This is a genomic window from Erythrobacter fulvus (assembly GCF_028595285.1).
GTDB lineage: Bacteria > Pseudomonadota > Alphaproteobacteria > Sphingomonadales > Sphingomonadaceae > Erythrobacter > Erythrobacter fulvus.
Window position 1 is genome coordinate 20,768 of the sequence record NZ_JAQQXQ010000011.1, and the last position, 26,508, is coordinate 47,275.

27 protein-coding genes are annotated in these 26,508 nt (G+C 65.6%); 14 read left to right on the forward strand and 13 right to left on the reverse strand.

Going from position 1 to position 26,508, the window contains the following annotated elements:
• Positions 1 to 144 precede the first annotated feature (144 nt).
• Both OIK40_RS12965 and OIK40_RS12970 read left to right on the forward strand, forming a co-directional pair.
• Positions 145 to 432, forward strand: a complete 288-nt coding sequence (locus OIK40_RS12965) for a YciI family protein (RefSeq protein WP_273678769.1) — start codon at positions 145 to 147, stop codon at positions 430 to 432.
• A gap of 95 nt (positions 433 to 527) precedes the next feature.
• Positions 528 to 1,190, forward strand: coding sequence for an HAD family hydrolase (locus tag OIK40_RS12970; protein ID WP_273678770.1), 663 nt, complete (start codon positions 528 to 530; stop codon positions 1,188 to 1,190).
• A gap of 58 nt (positions 1,191 to 1,248) precedes the next feature.
• On the opposite strand, the gene mtnP is transcribed toward OIK40_RS12970, so the two are convergent.
• Together mtnP and OIK40_RS12980 are read right to left on the reverse strand one after the other, a co-directional pair.
• Positions 1,249 to 2,115, reverse strand: a complete 867-nt coding sequence (gene mtnP / locus OIK40_RS12975; protein ID WP_273678771.1) for an S-methyl-5'-thioadenosine phosphorylase — start codon at positions 2,113 to 2,115, stop codon at positions 1,249 to 1,251.
• 40 nt (positions 2,116 to 2,155) lie between these two features.
• Positions 2,156 to 2,860: a glutathione S-transferase family protein gene (locus OIK40_RS12980; RefSeq protein WP_273678772.1), complete on the reverse strand. Its 705-nt coding sequence runs from the start codon at positions 2,858 to 2,860 to the stop codon at positions 2,156 to 2,158.
• 189 nt (positions 2,861 to 3,049) lie between these two features.
• On the opposite strand from OIK40_RS12980, the gene OIK40_RS12985 reads away from it, so the two are divergent.
• Genes OIK40_RS12985 through OIK40_RS12995 form a run of 3 tightly spaced genes read left to right on the forward strand, consistent with a single transcriptional unit; the run spans position 3,050 to position 7,124 of the window.
• Positions 3,050 to 4,477 carry an aldehyde dehydrogenase family protein gene (locus OIK40_RS12985; RefSeq protein WP_273678848.1) on the forward strand — a complete coding sequence of 476 codons (1,428 nt, stop codon included), beginning with the start codon at positions 3,050 to 3,052 and terminating at the stop codon, positions 4,475 to 4,477.
• 4 nt (positions 4,478 to 4,481) lie between these two features.
• The gene (locus OIK40_RS12990) at positions 4,482 to 5,834 is read left to right on the forward strand and encodes a phosphotransferase (protein WP_273678773.1); all 1,353 of its coding nucleotides are present in this window, start codon (positions 4,482 to 4,484) and stop codon (positions 5,832 to 5,834) included.
• A 3-nt stretch (positions 5,835 to 5,837) separates the two neighbouring features.
• Complete coding sequence (locus OIK40_RS12995; protein WP_273678774.1) at positions 5,838 to 7,124, forward strand: acyl-CoA dehydrogenase family protein; 1,287 nt, start codon at positions 5,838 to 5,840, stop codon at positions 7,122 to 7,124.
• Between the two features lie 7 nt (positions 7,125 to 7,131).
• Here OIK40_RS12995 and OIK40_RS13000 read toward each other — a convergent pair whose 3' ends face one another.
• From OIK40_RS13000 to OIK40_RS13010, 3 genes are all read right to left on the reverse strand, one after another.
• Entirely contained in the window at positions 7,132 to 8,475 is a 1,344-nt protein-coding gene (locus OIK40_RS13000) for an APC family permease (protein WP_273678775.1), read from the reverse strand.
• Between the two features lie 19 nt (positions 8,476 to 8,494).
• A complete protein-coding gene (locus OIK40_RS13005) occupies positions 8,495 to 9,481 on the reverse strand; it encodes a bile acid:sodium symporter family protein (RefSeq protein WP_273678776.1) in 987 nt (328 codons plus the stop codon).
• Positions 9,482 to 9,631: 150 nt separating this feature from the next.
• Positions 9,632 to 10,924, reverse strand: a complete 1,293-nt coding sequence (locus OIK40_RS13010) for an APC family permease (protein ID WP_273678777.1) — start codon at positions 10,922 to 10,924, stop codon at positions 9,632 to 9,634.
• Positions 10,925 to 11,140: 216 nt separating this feature from the next.
• Here OIK40_RS13010 and OIK40_RS13015 point away from each other — a divergent pair, with 216 nt between their 5' ends.
• Positions 11,141 to 14,458: an amidohydrolase family protein gene (locus OIK40_RS13015; protein WP_273678778.1), complete on the forward strand. Its 3,318-nt coding sequence runs from the start codon at positions 11,141 to 11,143 to the stop codon at positions 14,456 to 14,458.
• 3 nt (positions 14,459 to 14,461) lie between these two features.
• Here the strand turns inward: OIK40_RS13015 and OIK40_RS13020 are convergent, their stop codons facing one another.
• The 6 genes from OIK40_RS13020 to OIK40_RS13045 all read right to left on the reverse strand — a co-directional run bounded on the left by OIK40_RS13020 (position 14,462) and on the right by OIK40_RS13045 (position 19,675).
• Entirely contained in the window at positions 14,462 to 15,196 is a 735-nt protein-coding gene (locus tag OIK40_RS13020) for a sigma-70 family RNA polymerase sigma factor (RefSeq protein ID WP_273678779.1), read from the reverse strand.
• Positions 15,193 to 17,328: a flagellar biosynthesis protein FlhA gene (locus tag OIK40_RS13025; protein ID WP_273678780.1), complete on the reverse strand. Its 2,136-nt coding sequence runs from the start codon at positions 17,326 to 17,328 to the stop codon at positions 15,193 to 15,195. The genes OIK40_RS13020 and OIK40_RS13025 overlap by 4 nt, the downstream gene beginning before the upstream one ends.
• Before the next feature lie 11 nt (positions 17,329 to 17,339).
• A complete protein-coding gene (locus OIK40_RS13030; protein ID WP_273678781.1) occupies positions 17,340 to 18,311 on the reverse strand; it encodes a transglycosylase SLT domain-containing protein in 972 nt (323 codons plus the stop codon).
• A gap of 104 nt (positions 18,312 to 18,415) precedes the next feature.
• Positions 18,416 to 18,754: a flagellar protein FlgN gene (locus tag OIK40_RS13035; protein WP_273678782.1), complete on the reverse strand. Its 339-nt coding sequence runs from the start codon at positions 18,752 to 18,754 to the stop codon at positions 18,416 to 18,418.
• A gap of 4 nt (positions 18,755 to 18,758) precedes the next feature.
• The gene (locus OIK40_RS13040) at positions 18,759 to 19,058 is read right to left on the reverse strand and encodes a flagellar biosynthesis anti-sigma factor FlgM (protein WP_273678783.1); all 300 of its coding nucleotides are present in this window, start codon (positions 19,056 to 19,058) and stop codon (positions 18,759 to 18,761) included.
• Positions 19,059 to 19,135: 77 nt separating this feature from the next.
• A complete protein-coding gene (locus tag OIK40_RS13045; RefSeq protein WP_273678784.1) occupies positions 19,136 to 19,675 on the reverse strand; it encodes a flagella basal body P-ring formation protein FlgA in 540 nt (179 codons plus the stop codon).
• 161 nt (positions 19,676 to 19,836) lie between these two features.
• Here OIK40_RS13045 and OIK40_RS13050 point away from each other — a divergent pair, with 161 nt between their 5' ends.
• The gene (locus tag OIK40_RS13050; RefSeq protein ID WP_273678785.1) at positions 19,837 to 20,928 is read left to right on the forward strand and encodes a GGDEF domain-containing protein; all 1,092 of its coding nucleotides are present in this window, start codon (positions 19,837 to 19,839) and stop codon (positions 20,926 to 20,928) included.
• 13 nt (positions 20,929 to 20,941) lie between these two features.
• Here the strand turns inward: OIK40_RS13050 and OIK40_RS13055 are convergent, their stop codons facing one another.
• Together OIK40_RS13055 and OIK40_RS13060 are read right to left on the reverse strand one after the other, a co-directional pair.
• The gene (locus OIK40_RS13055) at positions 20,942 to 21,364 is read right to left on the reverse strand and encodes a hypothetical protein (protein ID WP_273678786.1); all 423 of its coding nucleotides are present in this window, start codon (positions 21,362 to 21,364) and stop codon (positions 20,942 to 20,944) included.
• Positions 21,361 to 22,035: a MotA/TolQ/ExbB proton channel family protein gene (locus OIK40_RS13060; protein ID WP_273678787.1), complete on the reverse strand. Its 675-nt coding sequence runs from the start codon at positions 22,033 to 22,035 to the stop codon at positions 21,361 to 21,363. Before OIK40_RS13060 ends, OIK40_RS13055 begins: the two co-directional genes overlap by 4 nt.
• 253 nt (positions 22,036 to 22,288) lie before the next feature.
• On the opposite strand from OIK40_RS13060, the gene flgB reads away from it, so the two are divergent.
• The 7 genes from flgB to OIK40_RS13095 are packed head-to-tail and all read left to right on the forward strand — an operon-like array spanning position 22,289 to position 26,499.
• Positions 22,289 to 22,642: a flagellar basal body rod protein FlgB gene (gene flgB, locus OIK40_RS13065; protein ID WP_273678788.1), complete on the forward strand. Its 354-nt coding sequence runs from the start codon at positions 22,289 to 22,291 to the stop codon at positions 22,640 to 22,642.
• Complete coding sequence (flgC, locus tag OIK40_RS13070; protein WP_273678789.1) at positions 22,639 to 23,055, forward strand: flagellar basal body rod protein FlgC; 417 nt, start codon at positions 22,639 to 22,641, stop codon at positions 23,053 to 23,055. Before flgB ends, flgC begins: the two co-directional genes overlap by 4 nt.
• On the forward strand, positions 23,055 to 23,363 hold the full coding sequence (locus OIK40_RS13075) for a flagellar hook capping FlgD N-terminal domain-containing protein (protein WP_273678790.1): 309 nt from the start codon (positions 23,055 to 23,057) through the stop codon (positions 23,361 to 23,363). The genes flgC and OIK40_RS13075 overlap by 1 nt, the downstream gene beginning before the upstream one ends.
• A 31-nt stretch (positions 23,364 to 23,394) precedes the next feature.
• Positions 23,395 to 24,207, forward strand: a complete 813-nt coding sequence (locus OIK40_RS13080) for a flagellar hook-basal body protein (protein ID WP_273678791.1) — start codon at positions 23,395 to 23,397, stop codon at positions 24,205 to 24,207.
• 3 nt (positions 24,208 to 24,210) lie between these two features.
• The gene (locus tag OIK40_RS13085) at positions 24,211 to 24,957 is read left to right on the forward strand and encodes a flagellar basal-body rod protein FlgF (RefSeq protein ID WP_273678792.1); all 747 of its coding nucleotides are present in this window, start codon (positions 24,211 to 24,213) and stop codon (positions 24,955 to 24,957) included.
• Positions 24,958 to 24,982: 25 nt separating this feature from the next.
• Positions 24,983 to 25,774 carry a flagellar basal-body rod protein FlgG gene (flgG, locus tag OIK40_RS13090; RefSeq protein ID WP_273678793.1) on the forward strand — a complete coding sequence of 264 codons (792 nt, stop codon included), beginning with the start codon at positions 24,983 to 24,985 and terminating at the stop codon, positions 25,772 to 25,774.
• Between the two features lie 8 nt (positions 25,775 to 25,782).
• Positions 25,783 to 26,499: a flagellar basal body L-ring protein FlgH gene (locus tag OIK40_RS13095; protein WP_273678794.1), complete on the forward strand. Its 717-nt coding sequence runs from the start codon at positions 25,783 to 25,785 to the stop codon at positions 26,497 to 26,499.
• The last annotated feature ends 9 nt before the right edge of the window (positions 26,500 to 26,508 follow it).

The following is a 26,508-nucleotide window of genomic DNA, read 5'->3' on the forward strand; positions in this document are numbered from 1 at the left end:
AGCTTTCCTTGCGTTCGAGTCGTGGTATCCGCTGCGATCTGGACTTCATGCCGCCCGCTTTCAAGCGAAGTCGCATGGTGCGCCCGCTTGAACCCCGGCGGGCGGCTGTTAAGGTCGGCAGGCCACAACAAGGGGTCACCAGCCATGCGGATGTTCTGCTTCCACTGCCGCGACGGGGAAGATGGCGGCCGCCTGCGCGCAGTGCACCGCCCGGCGCATCTCGATTTCATTCACGCCAATGCCGATCATTTCGTGATCGTCGGCCCGTTGAAGCGCGCCGACGGGCTGATCATCGGATCGCTGCTGATCGTGAAGGCCGAAGACGAGGCCGCCGCGCGCGAAATCCTGTCGGAAGACCCCTATCTCACCGGCGGCGTGTGGCAGTCGATCCGGGTGGACGAATTCTCGCCATTGCTGGGGGACTGGGCCTAGTCTGCCGGGGGCAGCTTTCGGGCGCGCGGAGCCGGAAAGTGTGTGGCCGGCGATGGGTGGTTTCCCGACGCTCGGCTGGTTGGCATTAGGGCGGCATGAGATTCGATGCAGTCATTTTCGATTTCGACGGTGTTATTGCCGATAGCGAAGCCTTGGCCAATCAGGTGCTGGCAGAGCACGTCACACGCATGGGTGTGCCAACCACTCTCGAGGATGCCTACAAGCGTTACATGGGAAGGCGGTGGCCCGAAGTCTTGGCGACGATCGAAGATGCACTCGGACAGCAGCTGCCCTCGAATTTCTCGGACGCGCTCATGCTCGCAACTTTAAAGCGATTCGAGAGCGATCTAAAGGAAATCAGAGGCGCTACCAGGTTCATTCGCCAGTTGGGATCACTGCCGAAATGCATTGCTTCTTCAAGCACGAGCGAGCGGTTAAGCCTTTGCCTTCAGGTTCTCGGACTCTCCGCGGATTTTCCAGGAACTGTATTCAGCGCGGACATGGTCGAGCGAGGCAAACCCCATCCTGATATATTCTTGCTTGCAGCCGAGCGTTTGAACGTGCGACCGGCCCGGTGCCTCGTTGTCGAAGACAGCGTCTCGGGGGTGGTAGCCGCGAAGGCAGCCGGGATGACGGTCTTCGGGCTAACGGTTGGTTCGCATATCCGCTCGGGGCATGCAGAGCAGCTTCTTGAGGCCGGCGCTGACGATGTTGCTGCATCGTGGCAGGCGGTATCCCGCCTGCATTCAGGCTGCTGACCGCTTCGGGGTCGGTAAACGAATATCCGCTTTTGGACGCGACGGGGCCCCGCGCGGCCTATCCGAACAGGCGTCCGGCCACCGCGTCGAGCTTTGCCATCACCGCCGGATCGTGTTCGTCGGGCGCGGTGATCACCGCATCATCGAGCGCGGTGTCGATTGGCGAGGCTTCGCGCTTTTTCGGCAGAGCCTCTATGAAGTTCTTCACCATCGCCCGGGCGAGCGCGCCGTTGGCCTGCATCTGTTCGATCACCTGCGCGACATCGACTGCCTCGCCTTCACGCCAGCAGTCGTAGTCGGTGACCATCCCCACGAGGGCATAGGGCAGCTCCGCCTCGCGAGCGAGCTTGGCTTCGGGCATGGCCGTCATCCCGATCACGTCCGCGCCCCATTGGCGGTACATCCGGCTTTCGGCGCGGGTCGAGAATTGCGGGCCTTCCATGGCAAGATAGGTCGCGCCGACGGCGACCTTGCCCTTCGCCTTGGCCACTGCCTTGGCCGCCATGTCCGACAGGCGCGGGCAGACCGGATCGGCCATCGAGACATGGGTGACGAAACCGCTGGTGAAGAAGGTGCTTTCGCGGTGCACTGTGCGGTCGATGAATTGTTCGACGATCGCAAAGCGTCCCGGCTCCAGTTCTTCGCGCAGGGAACCGACCGCCGATATCGCGATGATATCAGTGCAGCCGGCGCGTTTGAGCGCATCGATATTGGCGCGCGAATTGAGCTCGGTCGGGCTGATCGGGTGCCCGCGTCCGTGGCGCGGGAGAAAGCGCACTTTCACCCCGCCGAGCGTTCCGCACAGGATCTCGTCCGAAGGATCGCCCCACGGCGTGTCGATCGCGATCCACTGCGCGTCCTCTATGCCGTCCATCGCATAAAGGCCCGATCCGCCGATGATCCCGATGCACCATTCGCTGGCCATGCCTGCCGCCTTGTCCTTTTAAGCCCGTGGGGTGGAGGGATTAGGTCAGGTCGAAGCGGGTCGGCAAGGCCTTGCGGATGACCTTTTCCGCCGCCGCGTAGGGGGTCGCGATCGAATCGCGCGCCTGCATCGCGGCAAAGTGGGCGGCAAGGCCGGGCCATTTGTCGAGCGGAGTCTCGGCCACCAGCGCCACCTGCATCAGCACGCAGGCCACGGTGATATCGGCAATCGACAGCGCATCTCCGGCAAAGAATTCCCGGCCCGCCAGCCGCGTTTCGAGCACGTCGAACACCGGCGGCAACTGGTTCGCCCAGGTGTCTCGCGCCTTTTCGAGCCCCGGCTCCTCGCCCTTCGATATGGCGAAGTAGATCGGCCGGAAGATGCCCAGCCCGCCTGCCATGGCGAGCGTGGTATCGGCGAATTCCTCGATGAACAGCGCCTCGCCCAGCGCCGCCGGATCGGCCGGGTAAAGCGCCGGTGCGGGGTGCTTCTTCTCGATAAAGGCGCAAATCGCGCTGGAATCGGGGATCGTGCCGGCGATGCCTTCCTCCGCCATCGAGCGGTCGCGCAGCACGGGGATGCGCTTCATCGGCGAGATCTCGCGGAACCACGCGGGCGGATCGAATACGTTCACCGCCTCGACCTCGTAGGGCACCTCCTTTTCGATGCAAACGCCCGCGACCTTCCGCACGAAGGGGGATACGGGGCTACCGTAGATGACCAGATCGGGGCGGGAATCACTCATGCGTCGCTCTCCTCGAAAGGCATGTCTGCGCGTCTCCATAGGCGCGTGCGGCGATAGCGCAATCGCTAGGCGATACGGGCCGTCGTGCCCACTACACTTGTGGCCAAGGCAGCGATTGCGTTTTTGAATGCAACGCGCCACTTTGCGCGGGAGAGACGACTCCCCCCATTCGACGAGAGAGGAATGAAGATGGTCACCCAGTACAAGAACCTGATCGGCGGCGAGATGGTCGCCACCGACCGCTGGCTCGACGTGGTCAATCCGGCCACCGAGCAGGTGATCGGTCAGGTCCCGGCCTGCGGCAAGGACGAGCTCGACAAGGCGGTCGCCGCCGCCCGCGCCGCGTTCAAGACGTGGAAGAACACCCGGATCGAGGAACGCCGCGCCGCGATCATGGCGATTTCGGGCGCGATCAAGGCCAATGCCGAGGAACTCTATCGCCTGCTCACCAGCGAGCAGGGCAAGCCGCACGATCAAGCCAAGGGCGAAATCTACGGCGCAGCCGCGATGAGCGCGGCACAGTCCACGCTCAGCCTCGATGACGAGATCAACGAGGATTCGGACACCCGCCTCAGCCGCACCCGCCGCGTGCCGGTGGGCGTGGTGGGCGGCATCGTGCCGTGGAACTTCCCTGTGATGATGGCGATCCAGAAGATCGTGCCCGCGATGCTTTCGGGCTGCACCATCGTATTGAAGCCCTCGCCCTTCACCCCGTTGACCACGCTGAAGATTGCCGAGCTGATCGCCGACAAGGTGCCCGCTGGCGTCGTCAACATCATCACCGGCGAGGATGACCTCGGCCCGATGATCACCAGCCACCCCGACATCGACAAGATCACCTTCACCGGATCGACCGCGACGGGCAAGAAGATCATGGAAGGCGCCAGCGCCGATCTCAAGCGGATCACGCTCGAACTCGGCGGCAACGACGCCTCGATCGTGCTGCCCGATGCCGATCCCAAGAAGGTCGCCGAACAGCTATTCTGGTCGAGCTTCTCGAACGCCGGGCAGATCTGCGTGGCGGCCAAGCGCGTCTATATCCACGAGGACATCTATGACGAACTCAGCGCCGCGATCGTCGAATATGCCAAGACCGTGAAGGTCGGCGACGGCAGCGAGCAAGGCACCGGCGTCGGCCCGATCCAGAACAAGAAGCAGTATGACCGCGTGCTCGAGCTGATCGAGGATGCCAAGTCGAACGGCTACAAGTTCCTGCTGGGCGGCAATGTGGACCCGAGCGGCACCGGCTACTTCGTGCCGCTGACCATCCTCGACAACCCGCCCGAAGATGCGCGCATCGTCGCCGAGGAGCAGTTCGGCCCGGTCATGCCTCTGATGAAGTTCTCTTCGGAAGAAGAGGTGATCGCCCGCGCCAACAACTCGGAATACGGCCTCGCCGGTGCGGTGTGGACCGGCAATCCGGACAAGGGCGTGGAAATCGCCGAGCAGCTCGAAACCGGCACGGTGTGGATCAACGAATATCTCCACCTTTCGCCCTTCGCGCCCTTCGGCGGGCACAAGCAGTCGGGCTTCGGTGCCGAATACGGCAAGGAAGGCCTGAAGGAGTTCACATACGCACAGGTGATCACCGTGAAGAAGGACAACGTCCCCGCGTAAGACCGTGGGGATTTCGGTCGAAGAACTGAGCGCCGGGCTGGCGCGGGTGTGTGCCCGCGTCGGCCTCGGCGCTTTGTCGTTGGAGCCGCAGCGCCTGACGGGCGGGGCGGTGATGGAAAGCTGGCGGTTTTCCGCTGACCATTCCGATTACGTGCTGCGCCGCGCGCCGAGCCTCGCCTTCATGGAGGGGCGGCCTTACGGGCACGCGGTTGAGGCTGCGCTGATCGAAGCCGCCCGCGCCAAGGGCGTGACCGCGCCGGAAGTGGTGGCGGTGCTGGAAGAGGCGGACGGCCTCGGTTCCGGCTTCGTCATGCGCGCACTGCCGGGGACGGCGGATCCTAAGGCGATCCTCGGCTGCGACGACCCTGACGGTCTGCTGCGCGGCATCGCCCGCGACCTCGCCCGCATCCACCGCCTGCGGCAGGCTGATGTACCCGCAGGCGTGCCGGTGGTGGATTACCGCGCCGCGATTGCCGATTTGAAGCAGCAGTTTTTCGACGCGGGCGGGGATCGCCCGATCATCGCGCTCGGCCTCAAGTGGCTGGAAGACAATTGCCCCGCCGAGGTCGAGCCGGTGCTCAACCACGGCGATTACCGGATGGGCAATCTGCTGGTCGAGGGCTCGCACCTGACCGGGGTGCTCGACTGGGAAATCGCCCATTTCGGCGACCGCCACGAAGACCTCGCCTTCGGCTGCATGGCCGTGTGGCGCTTCGCCCGCTACGATCGGCCCGCGCTGGGGTTGGGGAGCATCGCGGACTATATCGCCGCCTACGAGGCCGAGGCGGGGGTGACCATCGATCCGCTGCGCTTTCGCTTTTGGACGATCTACCGCACCGTGTGGTGGGCGCTCGGGTGCCTCAAGATGGCCGCCCAATGGCGCAGCGGCGCGGACCGGATGCTGGAGCGCGTCGTGATCTCGCGCCGGACGAGCGAGCAGGAACTCGATCTGCTGCTGCTGCTGGAGGAGGATGCGCCGGAAGAGGAGCGGGCGCGAGAGGTTCTGTTCGCGCGGGTCGAATTGATGCGCTCCGGTGAAGCGGCGACATCCGAGATCGTGACAGCCGTGAGCGAATGGCTCGCGACCCTGAAAGGTAAGTTGGATGGCCACGATCGCTTTCAACTTGCGGTCGCTAGAAACGCATTGGGCATAGTTGCGCGAGAGAACGAAGATACGGTGCCGCTCTTGACCACTGACGAGGGGCTTTGTCGCTATATTCTCAAAGGTAAGAAATCGCTCAAAACGAAGAAGCTACTGAGTGAGCTCAGAGCCGACGCGCTGGACAAGCTAACAACGGACGTCCCCAAATACCCCGCGCTCGCCCATGCGCGCAAAAAATGGACCGGAGAGGAATAACCCATGGACTTCGCGCTTCCCCTCGACCTGCAAGCCTATCTCGCCGAACTCGACGCCTTCATCGCCGCCGAGATCAAGCCGCTGGAGCAGCAGGATGAAAACATCCGCTTCTTCGACCACCGCCGCGAATATGCGCGCACGGACTTCGAGGCGGGCGGGTTGCCCCGGCACGAGTGGGAGGAACTGCTTAAGGAAGCTACGCGCCGCGCTGACAAGGCCGGGCATTGGCGCTTCTCCGCCCCCAAGCGCTATGGCGGGAAGGACGGCAGCAACCTCTGGATGGCGGTGATCCGCGAGCATTTTGCGAGGGCGGGCCTCGGGCTGCACAATGACTTGCAGAACGAACACTCCATCGTCGGCAACTTCCCCTTCGTCGCCATGTTCGATCAGTGGGGCACAGAGGAACAGAAGCAGGAATTCATCACTGGCGGGTTTGAACGCACGCGGCGCGTCGCCTTTGGCCTCACCGAACCGCACCACGGCTCGGACGCCACCCACATGGAGACCCACGCTGTCAGGGAAACCCGCGACGGGGTCGATGGCTGGCTGATCAACGGCGAGAAGATGTGGATCACCGGGATGCACGTCGCCACCCACTGCGCGATGTTCGCGCGCACGGCGGGCAAGGCTGGCGATGCCAGCGGGATTACCTGCTTCCTCGTTCCCAACCCGACCGAGGGCCTGAAAATCGAGGAGTGGATGTGGACCTTCAACATGCCCACCGATCACCCGCGCCTGTCGGTGACGAACGTCTGGGTGCCCGACAGCGCGATCCTCGGCGTGGAAGGCCGCGGCCTCGCGCTGGCGCAGAGCTTCGTCCACCAGAACCGCATCCGGCAGGCGGCGTCGAGCTGCGGCGCGGCGCTCTACTGCATCGACGAAAGCGTGAAATACGCGCGGGAGAGAAAACCCTTCGGCGAGGAACTGGCGCGCAATCAGGGTATCCAGTTCCCGCTGGTAGAACTGGCGACGCAGGCGGAAATGCTGCGGCTCCTGATCTTCAAGACCGCGTGGGAGATGGACAACATGCCTCACGAAGAGATCGAGAAGACCATCTCCGACAAGGTCTCGATGTGCAATTACTGGGCGAACCGGCTGGTATGCGAGGCGGCGGACCGTGCGATGCAGGTCCACGGCGGCATCGGCTATTCGCGGCACAAGCCGTTCGAGCACATCTACCGCCACCACCGCCGCTACAGGATCACCGAGGGCAGCGAGGAAATCCAGATGCGCAAGGTGGGGGCGTACCTGTTCGGCTATCTCGGGCCGAAGCGGGGCCAGTTTTCCTGACGTTCGTCTAGTCGAATTCAGGCGAGGGAACCCGCGTCTCCTTGCGCCGCGCCGCGAAATAGAGGCCGGTTCCCACGATCAGCAAGACGATCATTAGTCCGAAGGCGCTCGCCGGGGCCTGAATCATCGTGAACAGCGTGAACCCGCCCGATACCGCCATCACCGGCCACCAATAGAGCGCGAGGCGTCCATTGTGCCGTTCGTCAGTGCGGCGCATCAGGATAACGAAGCTGGCGATCACCAGCAGGCTTGTCACGGTTGATGCCAGCGACGTGACCTGCGCCAGAAAGACGAAGGCACCGCTCGAAAGCATTATGGCTGTGACGGCAGCAAACAGCAGCACGGCGCGGTCAGGCGTGCGGAACCGGGGCGACACATGGGCGAATGTCGCGGGCAAGAGGCCGCGATCGGCCATGCCGAAGACGACCCGCGGCCCGCCGATGAAATAGTTTAGCGCATTGGTCGCGATCGAGAAGACCGCCGCGACGCTGATGATCAGCACGCCTGTATCGCCCATGACGGCTCCGGCAGCAGCGGCCAGCGGGGTCGCATCCCCATCGCTCTGCGGGGCGCCGGCGGCGATGAAGGCCCATTGCACCGCCATGTAGAATGCAGTTATCAGCGCTAGCGAACCGAGCATCGTCAGGGGCAGATCGCGCCGGGGCCGCTTCAGTTCACCGGCTGAAAAGGCACCGGCTTCCGCGCCGGAAAAGGCGAAATAGACTAGCAGCGCGACGCTTTCGAACTGGCCGAAGCGCGGCAGAGTGAACTGGGTCGCAATGCCGCCCGAGGCGTAGGCGATCACGCACAGCAAGAGGATCGGCGCAAGCTTGAACACGGTTCCCACCGCCAGCGAGCCGATGCTGTTCCGCATGCCCGAAATGACGATCCCGGTAAGCGCGACAAGCAGGAACGCCAGCGCCAGTGCCCGCGCCCCCGGTTCGGCAAGCACCGGAAAGATCACGGCCAAGTAGGCAACCAGCACATACAGCGTTGCCGCACGGCCCGCGCTGATGCCCAGCACCATCCAGAATCCGATCAGAAAGCCGGCAAAAGGCCCGAATGCCGCCTGTATCCAGAGCTGCGGTCCACCCGATGAGCGGAACATGTTGCACAGCCGCGCGACAATCAGAGTGCCGCAGGCGTAGAACAAACCGAAAATCAGAAACATCCACGGCGCGAAATTGCCGACTTCGGCATAAAGCAGCGCCGGCACGGCGAAGATACCCGCACCGATCATGCCGTTGATGCTCATGAGAGTCGCCCCCACCGGGCCGACCACCCGTGGCGGTTCTACTGCTTTTTCCAAAAAGACTGCCTCCCCCCGAAGGCTGATTTGAGGAGGCAGCATCGCAGCTATCCGGGGCGTGTCAACCTAAGGGGTCGGGATCGTTTGTCTGATCCCGCCGCCACCACCCTGCCAGCAGGCTGCCGATCAGCACGTGCCACACCGCCGAAATCGCCGCCGGGACCGGGGCAAGGGTGGCTTGTTGCAGGCTCGCGAATTGCGCGGCGAAGGCGGAGGTCTTGGCGAGACCCGAGCCGAGGCCGGAATTCTGCATCCCCACCTCGATGCTGATCGTCCGCGCCTCCACCTCGCCCAGCCCGAGCATCCGCGCCAGCACGTAACCCAGCGCGAAGCCGCAGGCGTGGAGCAGGAAGGTCGCCAGCAGCAGCGTGCCCGCATGTTGCGCGATCTGGGCCTTGGCCCCGCCGACGATCCCGCCGACGATCAGGATCACGAGCACGATGGCCACCAGCGGCAGCCCGGCGCTTACCGCTTGCGCAGCGCGGGGGAACAGGCGGTTGAGCAGCGTCCCCGCCACCACCGGCACCAGCACGATACCGATCATGTTGACCAGCAGGTTTGCCCGGTCAATCTCCACATAGGCCCCGGCCAGCCAACCGGTCAGCAGCGGGGTCAGCACCACTGCGGCCAGCGTGGAGGCCATGGTCATTGCAACCGACAGCGCGACATTGCCGCGCGCCAGAAAGGCAACCACATTGGACGCCGTGCCGCCCGGGCAACAGGCGACAAGGATCAGCCCGACTGCCAGCCCTTGTTCCAGCCCCAGCGCCTGCGCAATCCCGTACCCGGTCAGCGGCATCACCGCGAATTGCAACGCTACGCCCGCGATCAGCGCGCGCGGCAGGGCGGCAAGGCTGCGATAATCGTCGAACGTCAAAGTCAGCCCCATCGCCAGCATGATCGTGCCGAGCGCGAGGCTGAGCAGCGGCTGGCCCGCAACGCGGATGCTGCCGTCGGTCATCCATGTGAAGCCCGCGGGGAAAAACCAGGCCAGCCCCACGCCCAGCAATGTCAGGATGGCGAAATTATTGGTGATGGTACGCAGCATCGCTGATCCTTGCGTCGTCATGACCGGTGAGGATGCCCGGTTCTGCCGGATTTTGTCCATGATCGACCGGCGGGATCGCGGACACTAACAACATTCTATCGCGCCGCTAATCCAGAGACCGGATCACCTCCAGCGGCGCGTTGTGATGGATCATACAGGGGTGGTGCGGGTCTCGGGCAGGTCGATCCCGTCCTGCACCACGGCCGCGCGGCCCGATGCCCAATACAGCACCAATCCGATACCCAGCAGCAACAGGGTTGATCGTGCCGCGTCCGGCGGGACCTGAGACAGCAGCCACATTACCATGCCGATCGCCACCGGAATGATCACCAGCCAGCGTGCGCCCATCGTCGCGCGCAAACCTGCTTCCTTGCGCCACCACATCACCACCAGCGCCAGGATCGTCAGCGCGAACAGCGTCTGCTCCACGCTTACAAGAAGGACTGCGAGGATCGCAAAACTGCCGGTCAGCGAAAGCAGCCCGACAACGGAAGCATAAGCCCCGATCGCGACCACCGGGGTTTCGAAACGCGGCGAAACATAGGACATCACATGCGGCATCAGCCCGCGCCGCGCCATGCCATAGGCGATGCGCGGCATCGCAAAGAACACATTCAGCTGGAAAGTCGCGACCGAGAATATCGCAGCCAGACTGATCATCAGGTTGCCTGCAGGGCCAAACACGGCCTGACCCGCTGCGGCAAGCGGCACATCGACTTCGGCCGGATCAGGCGCGATCGCGATATAGGCCCATTGCACCAGCGCATAAAACAAGGCGATGCCGGCAAGATTGATGAAGATCGCCAGCATCACTGTCTTGCGCGGTTCCTTTGTCTCGCCGGCCGCGACCGTGGCCATGTCCGCGCCCGAAAACGCAAACGCCAGCAGCAACGCAATCGATTCGACTTCCGAAAACACCGGCAGCGCCACATCTGTCGGCACCCCGTTCTGCGCGAACCCGACAAGGCACAGGAGCAGGATCGGGGCAAGCTTGAGCACCGTACCCAGTTCGATCGCGCGGACCGCACGCAGCGTGCCGCTGATGCTGATCGCGGTGAACATCACGATCAACGCGGCAATGCTCGCCAGACGCAAAACCGGGTCGCCGAAGACCGGGAAGATCGAGGCGAGATAGGATAGAAGAACGTGAAAATTGGCTGCGGACCCTGCCATGTTGGCCGCAAGGCCGAACCACCCGGCCTGAAAACCCACGACCTTGCCGAAAGCATGCTCGGCATAAAGCTGTGACCCGCCCGACTGCCTGAACACGGTCGAAAGCTTGGCGATAACCGCCATGATGCTGGCATAAAAGCAGGCGAATATCAGGATCGCGATAGGCGAGAATGTGCCGGCCGCAGTGAATAGCAGGGCAGGCAGCGCGAATATGCCCGACCCGACGACCGCGTTGAGATTGATCACGGTCGCGCCAAGCAGCCCGACCACGCGCGGTGGTTTCTTGTCATATGCGATTGTCCAATCCCCCCGTGGACAGTGCCTTGCCGCAAGAGGATAGCAAAGCGGCAGGCCTGTCAATCACAGAGGGGCAAACCAGCCCCTGCTGCGCACCACTCCTATCCAGCGGACTTCCTGACGCGATGACAATGCTTCCAACCGGCAGAAACAGGGTCTAGTCTCCCGCGCCGATAGAGGGAGAATACCATGCGCCAAATCGCCGCCGCCCTGCTCGCCGGGGCCGCCTGCATTGCCACACCGCTTGCCGCCGCCCCCAAGGGCAAGGACGCCAAGGCGGAGGAAAGCTGGAGCGTCGAGGCGCCCAAGGGCGCGACGATCAGGCAGGTATCGATCAAGACCGACGAAGGCACATGGATGGATGTCGATGTGTCGCCGAACGGCCAGACCATCGCTTTCACCCTCCTTGGCGACATCTACACCATGCCGATCACCGGCGGCACGCCGAAGCGCATTTCCGAAGGCCTGTCATGGGATGTGCAGCCGCGCTTCTCGCCCGACGGCACCCGCATCGCCTTCACCTCGGACCGGGGCGGCGGGGATAATATCTGGGTCATGAATGTCGACGGCAGCGATAAACGGCAGGTGACGAAGGAGGACTTCCGCCTTCTGAACCAGCCCACCTGGTCTCCCGACGGGCGGTTCATCGCGGCCAAGAAGCACTACACCACCGAACGCAGCGCCGGGACGGGCGAGGTGTGGATCTACCACGTCAGCGGCGGCGGCGGGGTGCAGGTGGTGGAACGCGCCAACGAACGCCTGCAAAAGGAACTCGGAGAGCCTGCGTTCGCGCCCGATGGCAGCGCGATCTATTACACCCGCAATACCACCCCCGGGAACACCTTCGAATACGCGCAGGATTCGCAGAGCGGCATTTTCGCGATCGAACGCCACGATCTGGCCACCGGCGAAGTGACCACCGCGGTTTCGGGCTATGGCGGAGCGGTGCGTCCGGCGCCTTCGCCCGATGGCAAGGAACTCGCCTTCGTCCGGCGCGACAAGGACCAAAGCCAGCTGTGGGTGAAAGACCTTGCCAGCGGGCGCGAGCGGATGATTTACGGCGCGCTCGATCTCGACGTGCAGGAAACCTGGGCGGTGACCGGGGTCTATCCCAATATCGACTGGCTGCCCGACAGCTCGGCAATCGTGTTCTGGGCGGGCGGCAAGCTGAACCGCGTCAATCGCGACGGGAGTGGCCATGCTGTCATCCCGTTTTCGATCAATGACACGCGCGGCATCGCCGATGCGCCCCACCCGGTGATCGAGGTTTCGCCCGATAATTTCATGACCACCATGCCGCGCTTCGCCACGCTCTCGCCCGACGGGTCGCGAGTGGTGTTCGAAAGCCTCGGGCGGCTGCATGTGAAGTCGGCGCGGGGCCGCGATCTTCCGCGACCGCTGACGGGTGACGATGCCGACGCGCTCGAAGCTTTCCCCGCCTTCAGCCGCGACGGCAGCCGGCTCGCCTATGTGCGCTGGAACGACAAGACGCTGGGCGAGATCGTCGTCGCGGATGCCGACGGGCAGAACCGCCGCGCGCTGACGGGGCCGGGGCATTACGGCAACCTTGCCTTCTCGCCCGACGGTAGCCTGATCGCTTTCGAGAAGCGCGAAGGTGGCTTTCTGACTTCGCCCGATTTTTCGGAGAACCCGGGCGTTTATGTCATGCCCGCAGACGGCTCGGCCGCGCCGCGCCTTGTCAGCCGCAACGGCGGCAATCCGCAATGGGGAACCGATAATGATCGCCTATTCATGCTGGCGGGCGAGGGCGGACGGCTGGCGCTGATCTCGACCGATCTCAATGGCGAGGCGAAGCGGGTGCACGCCAAGGGCGAGCTTGCCAATGATTTCCGCATCGCGCCCGATGGACGCACCATCGCTTTCCGCCAGAATTACGAAGTCTTCGCGATGCCGCTGGTGCCCGGCGGGAAGCCGGTCGACGTCAGCGAGAAGGGTGGCCCGCTGCCTGTCACCAAGGTCAGCACCGGCGGCGCGGACTATCTCGGCTGGGCGCGCGGCGGCGAAACGCTGTTCTGGTCGATCGGACCGGAGCTGCAGAGCGCGGCGGTCGCCGATTTCTTCCCAGCGGCTCCCAAGGCGGAAGGCGACAAGGCACAAGGCTTCACCCCGCCCACCACCGGCGTGCCGCTGGGCGTTCCCGTGCAGGCGGCCAAGCCGGCCGGCAGTGTCGCCATCACCGGTGCGCGCATCCTGACCATGAAGGCGGGCTTGCCGCGCGAGGATGCGGGCGTGATCGACAACGGCACGATCGTGATCGAGGGTGACCGGATCAAGGCCGTTGGCCCGGCGGGCAGCGTGACGGTGCCCGCAGGCGCGACCGTGATCGACGCGGCCGGAAAGACCATCATGCCGGGGCTCGTCGATGCCCATGCCCACGGCCCCTATGGCGTCGGCGATCTGATCCCGCAGCAGAACTGGACGCTGTTGCAGGACCTCGCGCTGGGCGTGACGACGATCCACAACCCGTCGAGCCAGGCCAGCACCGTCTTCGCTGCCGCCGAACGCCAGCGTGCGGGCCTGACGCTCGGCCCGCGCATATTCTCGACCGGAGAGATCATCTACGGGGCGAAGGCGCCCAGCGTCTACGCGCGGATCGACTCGTACGACGATGCGCTCGCCCATGTACGCCGGATCAAGGCGCAGGGCGGCATTTCGGTGAAGAATTACAACCAGCCCCGGCGTGAACAGCGCCAGATGGTCGCCCGCGCGGCGGCGGCGGAAAACATGCTGGTGGTGGCCGAAGGCGGTTCGCTGTTCGGGATGGACATGAACCTTGTCGCCGACGGCAATTCGACGATCGAACATAATGTGCCGGTCGACGTGATGTACGAGGACGTGCTGCAATTCTTCGGACAGTCGAACAGCAACTACACGCCCACGCTGGTGGTCACCTATGGCGGCCTTGCGGGCGATCCCTACTGGCGGCAGGCGATGGACGTGTACGATCATCCGCTGATGATCCACACCCCGCCCAAGGCGCTGCTTGCGGCGACCGCACGGCGGGTCAAGGCGCCCGAATGGTCGTTCGTCGACGACAACAACGCGCGCGAGGCCAACAAGCTGGCGGAGCGCGGGGTGAAGGTCAGCATCGGCGCCCATGGCCAGCAGGCGGGCATCGGCGCGCATTGGGAGCTGTGGAGCTTCGCGCGCGGCGGGATGAGCCCGGTCGAGGCACTGAAGGCGGGCACTATTGTCTCTGCCCAGTCGCTCGGCATGGCCAAGGACATCGGCAGCCTCGAGCCGGGCAAGCTTGCCGACCTTGTGATCCTGTCCGCCGATCCCAGTGCCGACATCCGCAATTCCGACGATATCGAACAGGTGATGCTCGGCGGGCGGCTCTATGATGCCAAGACCCTGAACGAGGTCGGCACCGGGGCCGCGCCGCGTGCACCCTATTGGTGGGAAGCCAATGGCGGCAACGGCGCGGGCGGTTCGGAAGCGGCGACCCATGCGGGCGGCGCTCATGCCGACGGGGATGCGGGCTAGAGCCTAGTCCACCATTTCCGCTTCCATCAGCGCGCGCAGGTCTTTCAGGGCCTTAGCGCGCAGCTGGTGGACGCGCGGCACGCTGACATCGAGCACGGCGGCGATTTCGGTGAGGTTCAATTCCTCGACGAAGAACAGCTGAAGCACCAGCTTCAGCCGGTCGGGCAGTTCGATCATCGCCGTTAGCAGGCGCTCGCGGTCCTCGGCGGCGCACAGCGCCTCGAACGGGTCGGGATCCTCGCTGGCAAAGGCAGTGGAGCTTTCGTCATATTCCTCGCTGATAGATGTCAGCGTCACACCCGCGCTCTCGATTGCCAGCAATTCCGCGTCGCTGACCTCCAGCAGCCGGGCAAGTTCGGCCCGGCTCGGCTCGCGGCCCAGTTGCCCGCGCAAGGTTCCGAGCGCGCGTTCATAGGCGGCGCGTTTGCGGCGCGCGGTGCGGGTGTCGTGCGCGGCGCGGCGTACTTCGTCGAGCATGGCTCCGCGCACGCGGATCTTGGCATAGGCGGCAAAGCCGTCCTCGGTCGGCCCGGTGTGACGCTGCGCGCATTCGGTCAGCGCGACGATGCCGGCCTGCACCAGATCCTCGATCTCCAGTCCGTCCCGCCCGCTGCCGTGGATATGCCACGCGGCGCGGCGCACCAGCGGAAGGAAGCGGCGCACGCGGTCTTCTACTTCCGCGCGGCTGGGGGAATAGGGGGCGGCGGCGGCAAAGCCGGTGTGGTCGTGTTTCATCATGCAGGCTCCGTCGCTTCAGGGGCGGCAAGCGCCGGCGCGGCGACCGGCGCAGGTTCGCCGATGACGCCCACCACAAGGATCGCCTGGGTCGGCGGCAGTTCGGCGATCGACAACACCAGACAGCGGGGCGCGCGTTGCTTGAGCAGCGCGGCGAGCGCGCGGCGCGCAGGCGGCTGGACGATCAGCGCCAATCCGCTTTTCTCTTCATCGGCAAGCCGGTTGATCTCGCGCACGATCATGCCCCCGCAATCGGGCTCGATCAGGGGCTGGCCGGTCGCGGGGTCGATCATCCCGCCTAGGATCGCGCTTTCGAGCCCGGCATCCAGCGTCGCGACCTTCAAGGGCTCGCCCGGTGCGGCGATGCGGGCGATCAGCCGCGCACCCAGATCGGCGCGCACGGCATCGATCACCGCATCGAAATCGCTGGTCTTCTGCAATGCCAGCGCCAGCGAGGTGAACAGCGGCTGCGGATGGGCCAGCCCTATGCCGTCGGCCAGCAGCGCGCGCAGGGTGCGGGTCAGCGCGGCGAGCGACAGCGGCTCGGGCGTCACCGCCTCGACCAGTGCCGGAGCGCGGGCCTTGAGACCGTCGACCCATTCGCGCACCTCGTCGGGGCCAAGCAACTGGTGCGCGTCGGCCAGCAGCGCCTGATTGGCGTGGGTGGCGATGACAGTGGCGGGATCGACCACCAGGAAGCCTTCGGCAATCGCATGCTCACGCGAAGAGGGCGCGATCCACAGCGCCGGGCAATCGAAGCTGGGATCGCGGGTCGCCTCTCCCGTCAACCCGTGGCCCGGGCGCACCTCGCCTGCGTCGATGGCGAGCAGTTTGCCCGGTTTCACGCTGCCGCGTGCGATGCTGACGCCGCCCAGCCGGACAGCATAGTCCTGCGCCGGAAGATCCAGCGAATCCCGGATCCGGAACTGCGGCAGGACAAAGCCGAGATCGCGCGACAGCTGTTTGCGGATGCCGGTGATGCGGGCGATCAGCGGCGCGGCGGTGTCCCCGTTCCTTGCCTCCTCGTCGACCAGACTGACCAGACCATAGCCCAGCTCGATGGTGACCAGCGTCTGATCGGACACGTCGGCCAGTGCGATATGATCCGGTGCAGGCTCGGCCACGGCAACGGGTTCGGGCGGCGGCGCGGCGGCACGGCGTTTCAGCTGCCACCAGATCGCGCCCGCGATGGCAGCGGCCGGCAGGAAGATGGTTTGCGGCATCGCCGGGACCAGCCCCACCGCGCCGAGGATCAACGCCACCGGCAACCATCCGCGCGGATCGGCGAACTGGCCGCCGATCTGTCCGGCAAGGTCGCGGGTGTCGGAAACGCGGGTGACGATCGCGGCTGCGGCAATCGACAGCAGCAGCGCAGGTACCTGCGCCACCAGCGCATCGCCGACCGCGAGCGTGACGTAGACCTCGCCCGCCTCAGCTGCGCTCAGGCCGTGGCTGATCATGCCGAGCGCCAGACCGGCAATGATATTGACCCCGAGGATCAGCAGCGCGGCAATCGCATCGCCCTTCACGAACTTGGATGCACCATCCATCGAGCCGTAGAAATCGGCCTCGACCGTCACCTCGCGGCGGCGTTCGCGCGCTTCATCGGCCGTGACGAGGCCTGCGGCGATGTCGGCGTCGATCGCCATCTGCTTGCCCGGCAGCGCGTCGAGCACGAAGCGCGCCGAGACTTCGGAGACGCGGCCCGCGCCCTTGGTGACGACGATCATGTTGATGATCATCAGGATTGCAAAGACGAACAGGCCGACCGCGAAATTGCCGCCGACAAGGAATTGGCCGAAGCTTTCGATCACCTCGCCAGCCGCTGCGCCGCCTTCGTGCCCGCTCATCAACACAATCCGGGTCGAGGCGACATTGAGCGCCAGCCGCAGCAGGGTGGCGAACAGCAGCACGCTGGGGAAGGACGAGAAATCGAGCGGTCGGCGGGCGTTCAGCGCCACCATCAGCACCGCGATAGAGATCGCGATGTTGAGGACAAAGAAGACATCGAGCATCAACGGCGGGATTGGCAGCACCATCAGCGCCAGCAGCGCGAAGATGCCGGCCGGCAGCGCCAGCGTGGCCGGCATCCCGGCCAGCCGATGCAGGGAAAGGGCGGAAGTGGAACTGTTCATGATGGTCTTGCTCACAATCCGAAGGCTTTCAGCCGGTCATAGGCGCGGCGCACCTGTGCGGGGGCGGTGGACGTATCGCTGCCGAAGGCTGTACCGAGCACCTGGGACATCGGCATGCGGGCCTGCGGGGTGAAGGCGGGTGGTGCCGCGACAGCAGGGCTGAAGACCGCCTTCTCGGCGATCGGGTAAGGTGTCGCCGCGGCATACGGCGGCGCGGAATAATCGGCGCGGGCGAGGCGGGGTGCTTGGCCGTTCCCGGCCTTGTCCAATGCGCGTCCGAGCTTGCCGGAGATCACGTCCATGACGCCCGCAAGACTGCGCGCAGAACCGTCGGGGGCATAGAAGATCGCACGGTTCGCGGCGGCCGGGCGGGCGAATAGTGCCGCCGCGCTTTGGTTCGGATCGGCGCGCATTTCCGACAGGAACCGTCCGGCGCCGCCCGCGCCCAGGAAATGGGCCAGGTAAAGCTCGGAATGATCGGGCTGGCGGCCGAGTATGGGGGCGAGATGCGCGCGATTGTCTTCTGCCAGACCCGCCGCCATCAGCGCCGCGACCTGCGGATCGGCCCGCAGCGCGAGGATCGCCTGCCGCTGGCCCGGATCGGACACGAAAGCGCTGCCCGCAGGCGTGACGCCGATCTGATCGGCAATGTTGCCTAGCCCGAAGCGGTGCCCGTGCTTCCTGACGGTATCGAGCCATGTGCTCTCGATGAACTGGTAAAGCCCCGTTGCGCTCGATCTGGCGGCGCGGGCTGCGGGATTCATGGCGGATTCGACTTCGGCCTGGGCCAGCAGGTATCCGAAATCGACCGTGGTCGCTTCCGCCGCGCGGGCAATCGCCGCCTCGACCGGCGTGCCTGCCGGTTGGGGCGCGATCTGACGCACGGCGCCGCCTTGCCGCGCAACCGCGTGCGTGCGGGCGGCGGTTTCGAACCCGGCGCGGATCGGGCCGGATGGCACATGCGATAGGGAAGAGGTGCTCACGCAAACTCCGCCTGATTGCTCAGCACCGCAGGGGGCGATGCTTTCAGGAGGAAGTTCAGCAAGCTGCGTGCCAGATGGGCGGCACGCGGATTAGGTATGACTACCTAGCTGCGGCCTGCGGCATAGGTTGCGCGCGGCATCCGGTGCGGGCCACCCAGCGCCTCGATACGGGCGGCGACATTGGCTGCCAGCAGATTGCGCACCCGGCGATTGACCTCGTTCAGTTGACGGGCGGTTTCGGCCAGCCCGCGGGTCTCGCTGTCGAGCGCCTGCGGTCCGAATTCCGCCAGCACATCGCACAACCCCTCCTTTTCGTGCGCCGACGCGATCAGAGCATCGGCATCGAGACCGGCAAGCGCTTGCCGCTCGGTCTCGAGCACGGCAATCATCTGCCGCAGGCTGGCGGCGAGTGGGGGACGGGGCTGGGACGGCGTATCGATCATCGCGTCACTCCTTCACCGGCACCGCGAAGCTGACCTGCGCAGCGATCATCGCATCGACGATCTTGGTCGGCACCAACGGGTAGGAGCCGTCCTGCAAGGCCGCGCGGATCAGCGCGACCCGTTCGGCATCGACCGGCGGGCTGGCGGCATCCACCGCACCGCTGATTTCGACGCTGAGGCCGGAAGCGGGCGCGGCGGTGTTGCGGGCGGAAGCGGCGCGGGGTTCGATCTGTGCGCGGTCACCGCCGGATACCGCGCGGGTAGCGGCGATTCCCTGCAATTTGCTCAGTTCGACAGATGGCATGGCTCAATTCCTTGGTCGGATTGTGACAGGCAGAACGGCCGGTCGCGTTGGCCTTTAAGGGGCCTTTAAAGATTTCTTCAGCTTGCCGGGATCACCGCCAGACCGGGGCGTTCGATCCGGGCGCGCAGCGGCTCGGCCTTGCGCCCGGTGCGCACGAAGATCCAGTCGCCCACAGCGCCGCTATCCATCGCCTCGCCCGACTGCTGCACCGAAAAGCCGCGCCCGCGCACCATGATGGTCAGCGCATCGCCGCGCTTGATCGCCGGGGGAGCGGGACGGCTGGCAGCGGCCATTCCGGCAGTGCTGTCCACCGCCACGAAGATGCGCCAGCTGGCTGGGCCGGGACATTCGACCCGCACCATGTTGCGCGCGCTGCCGTGCCAGGCCAGCGCCAACGGGCCGTCGCAGGCCGCAAGCCGCAGGCGCCGGTCGGCGGGCGCGCGGGCGCCGCCGGGGGTGCCGGTCGCCGCGCCCGTAAACGCCGCTACAGCGTGGTCGATCGCTGTCGGGTCGGTAAAGCCGTTTGCGCCTGCCGTCGGATCGCACAGCGGTGTCAGCATCGCCAGCGCCAGCGGGGCAAGCCGCCAGCCTTCGGGCCAGGGATTGGTGATCTCCATCGGTATGCTCCTTTTCGTTGCGCGCATTTCGAAGCAAGGGGCATGCCAAGCGCACCTTGTTGAGACCTAAGGACTTTTGCGGAGCCGCGGCGCGGCGGGGTTTAAGCACGATCGGAATAGTGGGGCAGGCGTAGCTTCAACTATGTCCCAAGGTTCGCACTATGACTTTCGCGTCCCGCTTTCTTTCCCGTTCCTATCGCCCGGCCGAGCCTGTCGCGGAACTTGTCGATTCGCCCGCAAGCCGCGCCCAGGAAGCGCGCCGGGGGCTGCTGCAGCGGATTTCCGAATTCGTCGAAACCCATGATCTCGCCGTCACCGCCGGCAATCTTGCCACGATCTGCGGCGGGTTGTCGGGATCGCACCCGGAACTGGCCCAGGCTTTAACCTCGCGCGAGATCGCCGGCGAGCCGATCGACCAACGCTGGCTCGATACGCTCGGACGGCTCGATCCCGAAGGCCATTCGCGGATCGCCGGGCTGGAAGCGCTGATGGACAAGCTCGAATATTCGCTGATGCGCTTTGCCCAGACGGCGCGTTCGGCGCAGAGCGAGACGAGCGATCATCGCGGCGCTCTGGGTGCGCAGATCGATGCCATGGCCGAAGTCGAACTTGCGCCGGCAGCGGCGGGAGAGCTGGCACGGGTGATCGATCTGTCACGGGCGATGCTGGCACGGGTCGAACAGGTCGAGGCCGCAATGGCACGCAGCCAAGAGGAGACCGACCGTTTGCGCGAAAATCTCGCCAAGGCGCGGATGGAGGCCGATGTCGATCACCTCACAGGCCTGCCCAATCGCCGCGCTTTCGAGCGCCGGCTGGTGTCGGCGTCGATCGAGGCGCGGGCCAAGGGCGAACCGCTATCGATCGCCTTTTGCGATGTCGATCGCTTCAAGCTGATCAATGATCGCCATGGCCACGACGCGGGCGACCGGGTGCTTTGCGCGGTCGCCGCCACGTTCAACGAACACGCCGGCGATGCCTGCTTTGTGGCGCGTCACGGGGGCGAGGAATTTGTCCTGCTGTTCTACGGCATGGACAAGGAGGCGGCGCGTGCGAAGCTGGATACGATCCGGCGGGCACAGGCCGCGCGCCAGCTGATGAACCGCGATACCGGGCAGCCGTTCGGTCGGGTGACGTTTTCGGGCGGGGTGGCTGAAGTCACCGAGGATGCCGACACCCGCAGTGCGCTGACCCGCGCCGACGCGGCGCTGTACCGGGCCAAGGAAGACGGACGCAATCGCGTGATGGTGAGCTGAAGTCCGGCGCGCGCTATTTCGCCACGACGGAATCATAGGCAAGACTGGCGTAGAGATCGGCTTCCTCGCCCGGCGCGATGACGGTGCGCACAGGCACCCCGCTGGCGGCGATATCTGCGGCCATTGCGGCGGCGGCATCCCATGCCGCAGCTTCTCCCCCCGGACGATAGTGGGCGAAGATCGTCAGCGTGGCACGCGGATCGCGCGGCTGCGCGGCGAGCCATGCCGACAGCGTCGGCCCGTCGGAAACCGGACGGTAAAGCGCCTGCGCTGCGGCAGTCTCGATCCGCAGACGGGCGCGGGGCTTCTCGCCGCGCACGGCGTCGGATGCAGGCAGGCTGGACAAGGTCACAAGGAACAGGATCAGCGCCAGATCGGCCAGGATCAACTGCCAGCCGTGGCCGCCGATCTTCATTTCAAGACTCTTCGCGCTCATGCCACGCCTCGCAAGTGGGGCCGCCGGCCGGTGGGCGGGGATGCGGGTTGTGCGATCTGGCCTGTGAACCATTCGGCCAGTGCCTCGCGCTGTTGTTCGCGGGCAAGCCCGCGCCGCTCGATCGCGCCGGCGAGCGGGAAACACGCCAGATGCGCCAGCAGCGCACCATAGAGCGTCGAAAGCACCGAAGTCGCAATCGCCGCCAGCGTTACCCGCAAGGCATCCTCGCCGGTTGCGGGCGCAAGCTGGGTGAAAGCGTAGAGCGTGCCGATCAGGCCGAACACCGGGGCGAGTTCACCCGCCCAGGCAAATACCTGCGCCGCCGATACACGCCGCGCTTCGTCCAGCGCGCGTTCGGCGCGGCGCGCCTTGTGCAAGGCTTCTAGCGAGCCGTGGCGGAGATAGGTTTCAAGCATCAGGGCTAGCGCACGGTCCGGCGGCAAGGGCGGGCTGGCGCGAAACGATCCGTCACGCCGGATCGCGCCGACCGCCTGTGCCAGCGCCTTGCGGTTGGCCTCCTCGTTGAAGCCTCTGCCCAGCAATGCCACCGCCTCGCGCAGCGCCGCACCGAAGTCGCGCCACCCGCAGCGCGCGGCACAAGCCAGCAGGGTCCCTGCCACCACGATCGTGAAGGCTCCCGGATCAAACAGGGAGCTGACAGTCTGCGGCATCGCCGATCCCCTTGCTGGCCCCCAAGAACGCGTCGGGCCTTCGCGATCGCAGAACGTCCGCCGGCGCGCACGATTAAGCCTAGGTAGTTTCGGCAGGGCCTTGCCGCAGGACCGGCAAAGGCTTGCCGTCCGGCCCGGCCTTTCCCCGTCATCGCCGCCTTGCAGGGCCAACTGGCACGCTTCCTGCAAAACCTCTGGCGCACCCGCTGGCGGATGGTTCCGACCACTGCCGGCACGATCAGGGGAGACCCGCATGAACGAGAGACTTTTCGGCATTCACGGCGCGGCGCTGGCCTTGCGTTCGCAGCGCATGGGCGTGATCGCCTCGAACATCGCCAATGCCGCGACCCCCGGCTACAAGGCGCGCGACATCGACTTTAACGCTGCGCTTGATGCCCGGCTGGCAAGCCAGCGCGGCGACATCACTTCGGCGACAGAGGCCGGAATGGTGTGGCGCACGCCGACCATGCCTTCGATGGACGGCAATACGGTCGAACTGAACCGCGAGCAGGTCGCCTTCGCCGAAAACGCCGTAGCCTATTCGGCGACGCTCAGCTTCGTGCAGGGCAAGGTCAGCACCATCACCCGCGCGCTGAAGGGTGAATGACCATGCCCGAACGCGCCCCCATGACGCTGTTCTCGATGACCACCCGCGCGATGAGCGCGCAGATGGTGCGGATGAACGCGGCCACATCCAACCTCGCCAATGCCGGGTCGGTTTCCGGCACCGAGGAGGGCGCCTATCGCCCGATCCGCGCGGTGTTTTCCGTGGAACTCGATCGCGCCTCGGGCCTCGCCGGTGTGACATCGGGTGGGCTGGTGCGCGCCGAGACAGCCCCGACCAAGCGCTATGACCCCGGCCATCCGCTCGCCGATGCCGATGGCAATGTGTGGGAAGCCCCGGTCGATGAGACCGCCGAGATGGTCGAGATCATGGAGTCCGCCCGCCAGTACCAGAATCTGGTGCAGGCGCTCCAGACCGCCAAGCAGCTGATGCTCGAAACCCTGAGGAGCCAGTAATGGAAAACACCGCGATCAATTCCGGCGCGCAAGTCACGCTCGACCGGCTCAACACTCCTTCGCGCCTGACCGGCGGCGGGCTCGGCTCGCTCGACGGCGGCGATTTTCTGAAGCTGCTGACAACCCAGCTGACCTTTCAGGACCCGCTCGAACCGACCGATAACGAGGCGATGCTGGCGCAGATGGCACAGTTCTCCTCGCTTGCGGCGACCACTGAAGGTTCGGCCACCCTGACAGAGATTTCCGCCAAACTCGACCGGCTGATCGCGGCGCAGGAAGCCGCGCTGAGCCCGGCCGGGCAGCTCTGACCATTGACCACAGCACAAGGATCACACACGAATGTCCTTCTTCACCTCCCTTAGCGGGCTGCGCAACGCCGAAACCGACCTGCGCGTGATTGCTCACAATATCGCCAATGCCGAAACCGTCGGCTTCAAGAAAAGCTCGGCACAGTTCGCCGATCTGGTCGCCAGCGGTTCGGCCACCGATCCGCGCCGCACGGCCGGGATCGGTGCGACAGTGTCTGCGATCACGCAGGACTTCGCACTCGGCCCGCTTGAACAGACCGGACGCAGTCTCGATGTCGCGATCGACGGGGACGGGTTCTTTGCGCTCGAAAACCCGTTCTCGGGCGAGCTCAGCTTCACCCGCAACGGCAATTTCCAGCTGCGCGCGACGGGTGAATTGCAGGATGCGAACGGCAACCGGCTGCAGGCCTTTCCGGTCGATGCTGCGGGTATCCCGACCTCTACCGTCCCGGCCGACGTGATCGTGCCGCTGATCAACGGCGCGGGTTCGGGGCTGGCCAATGTCACGATCGACAATCGCGGGATCGTGAACGCGGCCTATGCCGATGGTACCGCGACCCCGGTCGGGCAGATCGCGCTTGCCACCTTCGCCGCGCCCAATGGCCTGCGCGCTATCGGCCAGACCAAGTGGCAGGCATCGGGCGATTCCGGCGCGCCGAACTTCGGCAGCCCGGGGATCGGTTCGAACGGCGAGATGATCAGCGGCGCGCTCGAACGCTCCAACGTCGAACTGGCCGAAGAGATGGTGTCGCTGCTCACCGCACAGCGCAATTTCCAGGCCAATGCCCGCGCGATCGATACCGCCACCCAGATCTCGCAGACCGTCCTGAACCTGCGGCAGTAATCCATGGACCGGCTGATCTACACCGCCATGACCGCGATGAACGCGGCGATGGACCGGCAGCGGGTGGTGGCGAACAATCTCGCCAACGCCTCAACCCCGGGCTTTCGCCAGGAAATCTTCGCGGTCACGCCCGCCACATTGAAGGACGGCTCGCTCGAAGCCCGCGCAATGGCGCGTGGCAATGTGCGCGGCGCGGACATGACGGCGGCGCGGGTGGTGCCAACCGGCAATCCGCTGGATGTCGCACTCGAAGGCGAGGCGCTGCTGGCCTATCAGGCGCCGAACCTTCAGGGCGAAATCTATTCGCGGCGCGGGGATCTGCGCGTCGCCGCATCGGGCGTGATCGAGAACGGCGAGGGTCTTGCCGTTCTGGGCGAAAGCGGTGCGCCGATAACGGTGCCGCCGGGCTTTTCTATCGCCATTGCCACTGACGGGACAATCATGGCGAGCGATCCCGCTGCACCGACCGCGCCGCCCGAGGCGATCGACCGCTTGCGGATGGTCACGCCGGGCGGCAGCCCGCTGGCCAAGGGGATCGACTCTTTCCTGAAAGTCCCCGGCGGCGGCGTGCTGCCCCCCGATCCGACCGCGCGGCTGACCACCGGCGCGCTCGAACAATCCAATGTCGAGACGGCCGAGACGCTGGTGCAGATGATCGATGCCCAGCGCGCCTTCGAACAGCGCGCCAAGATCATCCGCACCGCAGGCGATCTCGACGAAGCCTCCAGCAGCCTGATGGCGCTGCGCTGATTTCCATTCACGGGAGCACCAACCAATGCCCACTTCCGCTCTACACGTCGCCCGAACGGGGCTTGAAGCGCAGGATGCGCGGATGCGCGTCATCGCCAACAACCTCGCCAATATCGGCACCACCGGGTTCAAGCGCGACCGTGCCGATTTCGCCACGCTGGCCTATCAGGAACAGCGGGTCGCCGGGCAGCAATCGACCGGACAGACCGCCTTCGCGGTGGGCCTGAATCTCGGCACCGGGGTGCAGGTGCAAGGCACCACCCGGATCGAAACCCAGGGGACGCTGAACTCCACGGGCAACACGCTCGATCTGGCGCTTGATGGCGACGGGTTCTTTCAGGTCGAACTGCCGCCGGGCGGTCAGGTGGGCTTCACCCGCGCAGGCAATTTCACCCTGTCGGCGGACGGCACGCTGATCACCTCGCAGGGCTATGCGCTTCAGCCGCCGCTTCAGGTGCCTGCCGGCGCGCAGTCGATCACCATCGCGCCCGACGGCACGGTGAGCGCGCTGACCCCCGGCGATGCCGCGCCGACGCTGCTCGGCCAGTTGACCGTCGCCAGCTTCGTCAATCCGGCGGGCCTGCGGGCGATCGGTGACAACTTCCTTGTCGAAACCGCCGCTTCCGGCCCCGCCGAACTCGGCTTTGCGGGCGAGAACGGGCGCGGACAGATCCGGCAGGGCATGCTCGAAAGCTCGAACGTCAACGTGGTCGAGGAGCTGGTCGAGATGATCGAGGCCCAGCGCGCCTACGAGATCAATTCCAAGATGGTGAGCGCGGTCGACGAGATGCTGCGCAACGCCAACCAGACGCTGTGAGAAAACTGATGAAGGCTCGAACTCTCCTCCTCGCTGCGCCGCTGGCGCTGTCCGCCTGCATGGGCGCAGGCGGCAGCGGGCCGCAGGCAGGTTTCACCGCGCCCCCGCCCCCGGGTGCGGCAATGGTGGCGGCCGGCGCGGGAGATCCGCTGCTGGTCGCCGCCCCCCAGCCGGTGGTACAGGCCGCCAGCGCGGGCGCGATCTTTCAGGCGGGAACGGGCTATTCCGGGCTCGTCACCGGCACCCGCGCGCGTGCACTGGGCGATATGGTGACGATCATCCTCACCGAAGCCACCACCACCACCAAGAGCACCGCGGGCCAGACCAACCGCTCTGGCAGCTTCGGAATCACGCCGCCCACCAGCGGCCCGCTCGATTTCCTCAACCCCAATGCCCTTAAAGCTGCGGCCGAAGGGTCGTTCAGTGGAGGGGGCAATGCCGCGCAGCAAAGCCGCCTGAACGGTGCGGTCGCGGTGACCATCGCCGCGATCTACCCCAATGGCACCGCCGAAGTGGTCGGAGAAAAGCAGATGATGTTCAGCCAGGGCGATGAATGGGTGCAGTTCGCCGGGCGCATCCGCCTGATCGACATCGATAGCGACAACCGTCTGGCCTCGTCGCAGGTCGCCAATGCGCGGATCATCTATTCGGGCAAGGGCGCGGTGCAGCAGGCCAGCCGTCCGGGCTGGCTCAGCCGCTTCTTCAACGCCATTTCGCCGTTCTGAGGAGAGCCG

What these genes read in the sequence shown, in the direction of transcription:
- OIK40_RS12965 (WP_273678769.1), top strand. Translation starts at nt 145, where the DNA reads ATGCGGATGTTCTGCTTCCACTGCCGCGACGGGGAAGATGGCGGCCGC.
- OIK40_RS12970 (WP_273678770.1), top strand. Translation starts at nt 528, where the DNA reads ATGAGATTCGATGCAGTCATTTTCGATTTCGACGGTGTTATTGCCGAT.
- mtnP (WP_273678771.1), bottom strand. Translation starts at nt 2,115, where the DNA reads ATGGCCAGCGAATGGTGCATCGGGATCATCGGCGGATCGGGCCTTTAT.
- OIK40_RS12980 (WP_273678772.1), bottom strand. Translation starts at nt 2,860, where the DNA reads ATGAGTGATTCCCGCCCCGATCTGGTCATCTACGGTAGCCCCGTATCC.
- OIK40_RS12985 (WP_273678848.1), top strand. Translation starts at nt 3,050, where the DNA reads ATGGTCACCCAGTACAAGAACCTGATCGGCGGCGAGATGGTCGCCACC.
- OIK40_RS12995 (WP_273678774.1), top strand. Translation starts at nt 5,838, where the DNA reads ATGGACTTCGCGCTTCCCCTCGACCTGCAAGCCTATCTCGCCGAACTC.
- OIK40_RS13000 (WP_273678775.1), bottom strand. Translation starts at nt 8,475, where the DNA reads ATGCTGCCTCCTCAAATCAGCCTTCGGGGGGAGGCAGTCTTTTTGGAA.
- OIK40_RS13005 (WP_273678776.1), bottom strand. Translation starts at nt 9,481, where the DNA reads ATGCTGCGTACCATCACCAATAATTTCGCCATCCTGACATTGCTGGGC.
- OIK40_RS13015 (WP_273678778.1), top strand. Translation starts at nt 11,141, where the DNA reads ATGCGCCAAATCGCCGCCGCCCTGCTCGCCGGGGCCGCCTGCATTGCC.
- OIK40_RS13020 (WP_273678779.1), bottom strand. Translation starts at nt 15,196, where the DNA reads ATGATGAAACACGACCACACCGGCTTTGCCGCCGCCGCCCCCTATTCC.
- OIK40_RS13025 (WP_273678780.1), bottom strand. Translation starts at nt 17,328, where the DNA reads ATGAACAGTTCCACTTCCGCCCTTTCCCTGCATCGGCTGGCCGGGATG.
- OIK40_RS13035 (WP_273678782.1), bottom strand. Translation starts at nt 18,754, where the DNA reads ATGATCGATACGCCGTCCCAGCCCCGTCCCCCACTCGCCGCCAGCCTG.
- OIK40_RS13040 (WP_273678783.1), bottom strand. Translation starts at nt 19,058, where the DNA reads ATGCCATCTGTCGAACTGAGCAAATTGCAGGGAATCGCCGCTACCCGC.
- OIK40_RS13045 (WP_273678784.1), bottom strand. Translation starts at nt 19,675, where the DNA reads ATGGAGATCACCAATCCCTGGCCCGAAGGCTGGCGGCTTGCCCCGCTG.
- OIK40_RS13050 (WP_273678785.1), top strand. Translation starts at nt 19,837, where the DNA reads ATGACTTTCGCGTCCCGCTTTCTTTCCCGTTCCTATCGCCCGGCCGAG.
- OIK40_RS13055 (WP_273678786.1), bottom strand. Translation starts at nt 21,364, where the DNA reads ATGAGCGCGAAGAGTCTTGAAATGAAGATCGGCGGCCACGGCTGGCAG.
- OIK40_RS13060 (WP_273678787.1), bottom strand. Translation starts at nt 22,035, where the DNA reads ATGCCGCAGACTGTCAGCTCCCTGTTTGATCCGGGAGCCTTCACGATC.
- flgB (WP_273678788.1), top strand. Translation starts at nt 22,289, where the DNA reads ATGAACGAGAGACTTTTCGGCATTCACGGCGCGGCGCTGGCCTTGCGT.
- flgC (WP_273678789.1), top strand. Translation starts at nt 22,639, where the DNA reads ATGACCATGCCCGAACGCGCCCCCATGACGCTGTTCTCGATGACCACC.
- OIK40_RS13075 (WP_273678790.1), top strand. Translation starts at nt 23,055, where the DNA reads ATGGAAAACACCGCGATCAATTCCGGCGCGCAAGTCACGCTCGACCGG.
- OIK40_RS13080 (WP_273678791.1), top strand. Translation starts at nt 23,395, where the DNA reads ATGTCCTTCTTCACCTCCCTTAGCGGGCTGCGCAACGCCGAAACCGAC.
- OIK40_RS13085 (WP_273678792.1), top strand. Translation starts at nt 24,211, where the DNA reads ATGGACCGGCTGATCTACACCGCCATGACCGCGATGAACGCGGCGATG.
- flgG (WP_273678793.1), top strand. Translation starts at nt 24,983, where the DNA reads ATGCCCACTTCCGCTCTACACGTCGCCCGAACGGGGCTTGAAGCGCAG.
- OIK40_RS13095 (WP_273678794.1), top strand. Translation starts at nt 25,783, where the DNA reads ATGAAGGCTCGAACTCTCCTCCTCGCTGCGCCGCTGGCGCTGTCCGCC.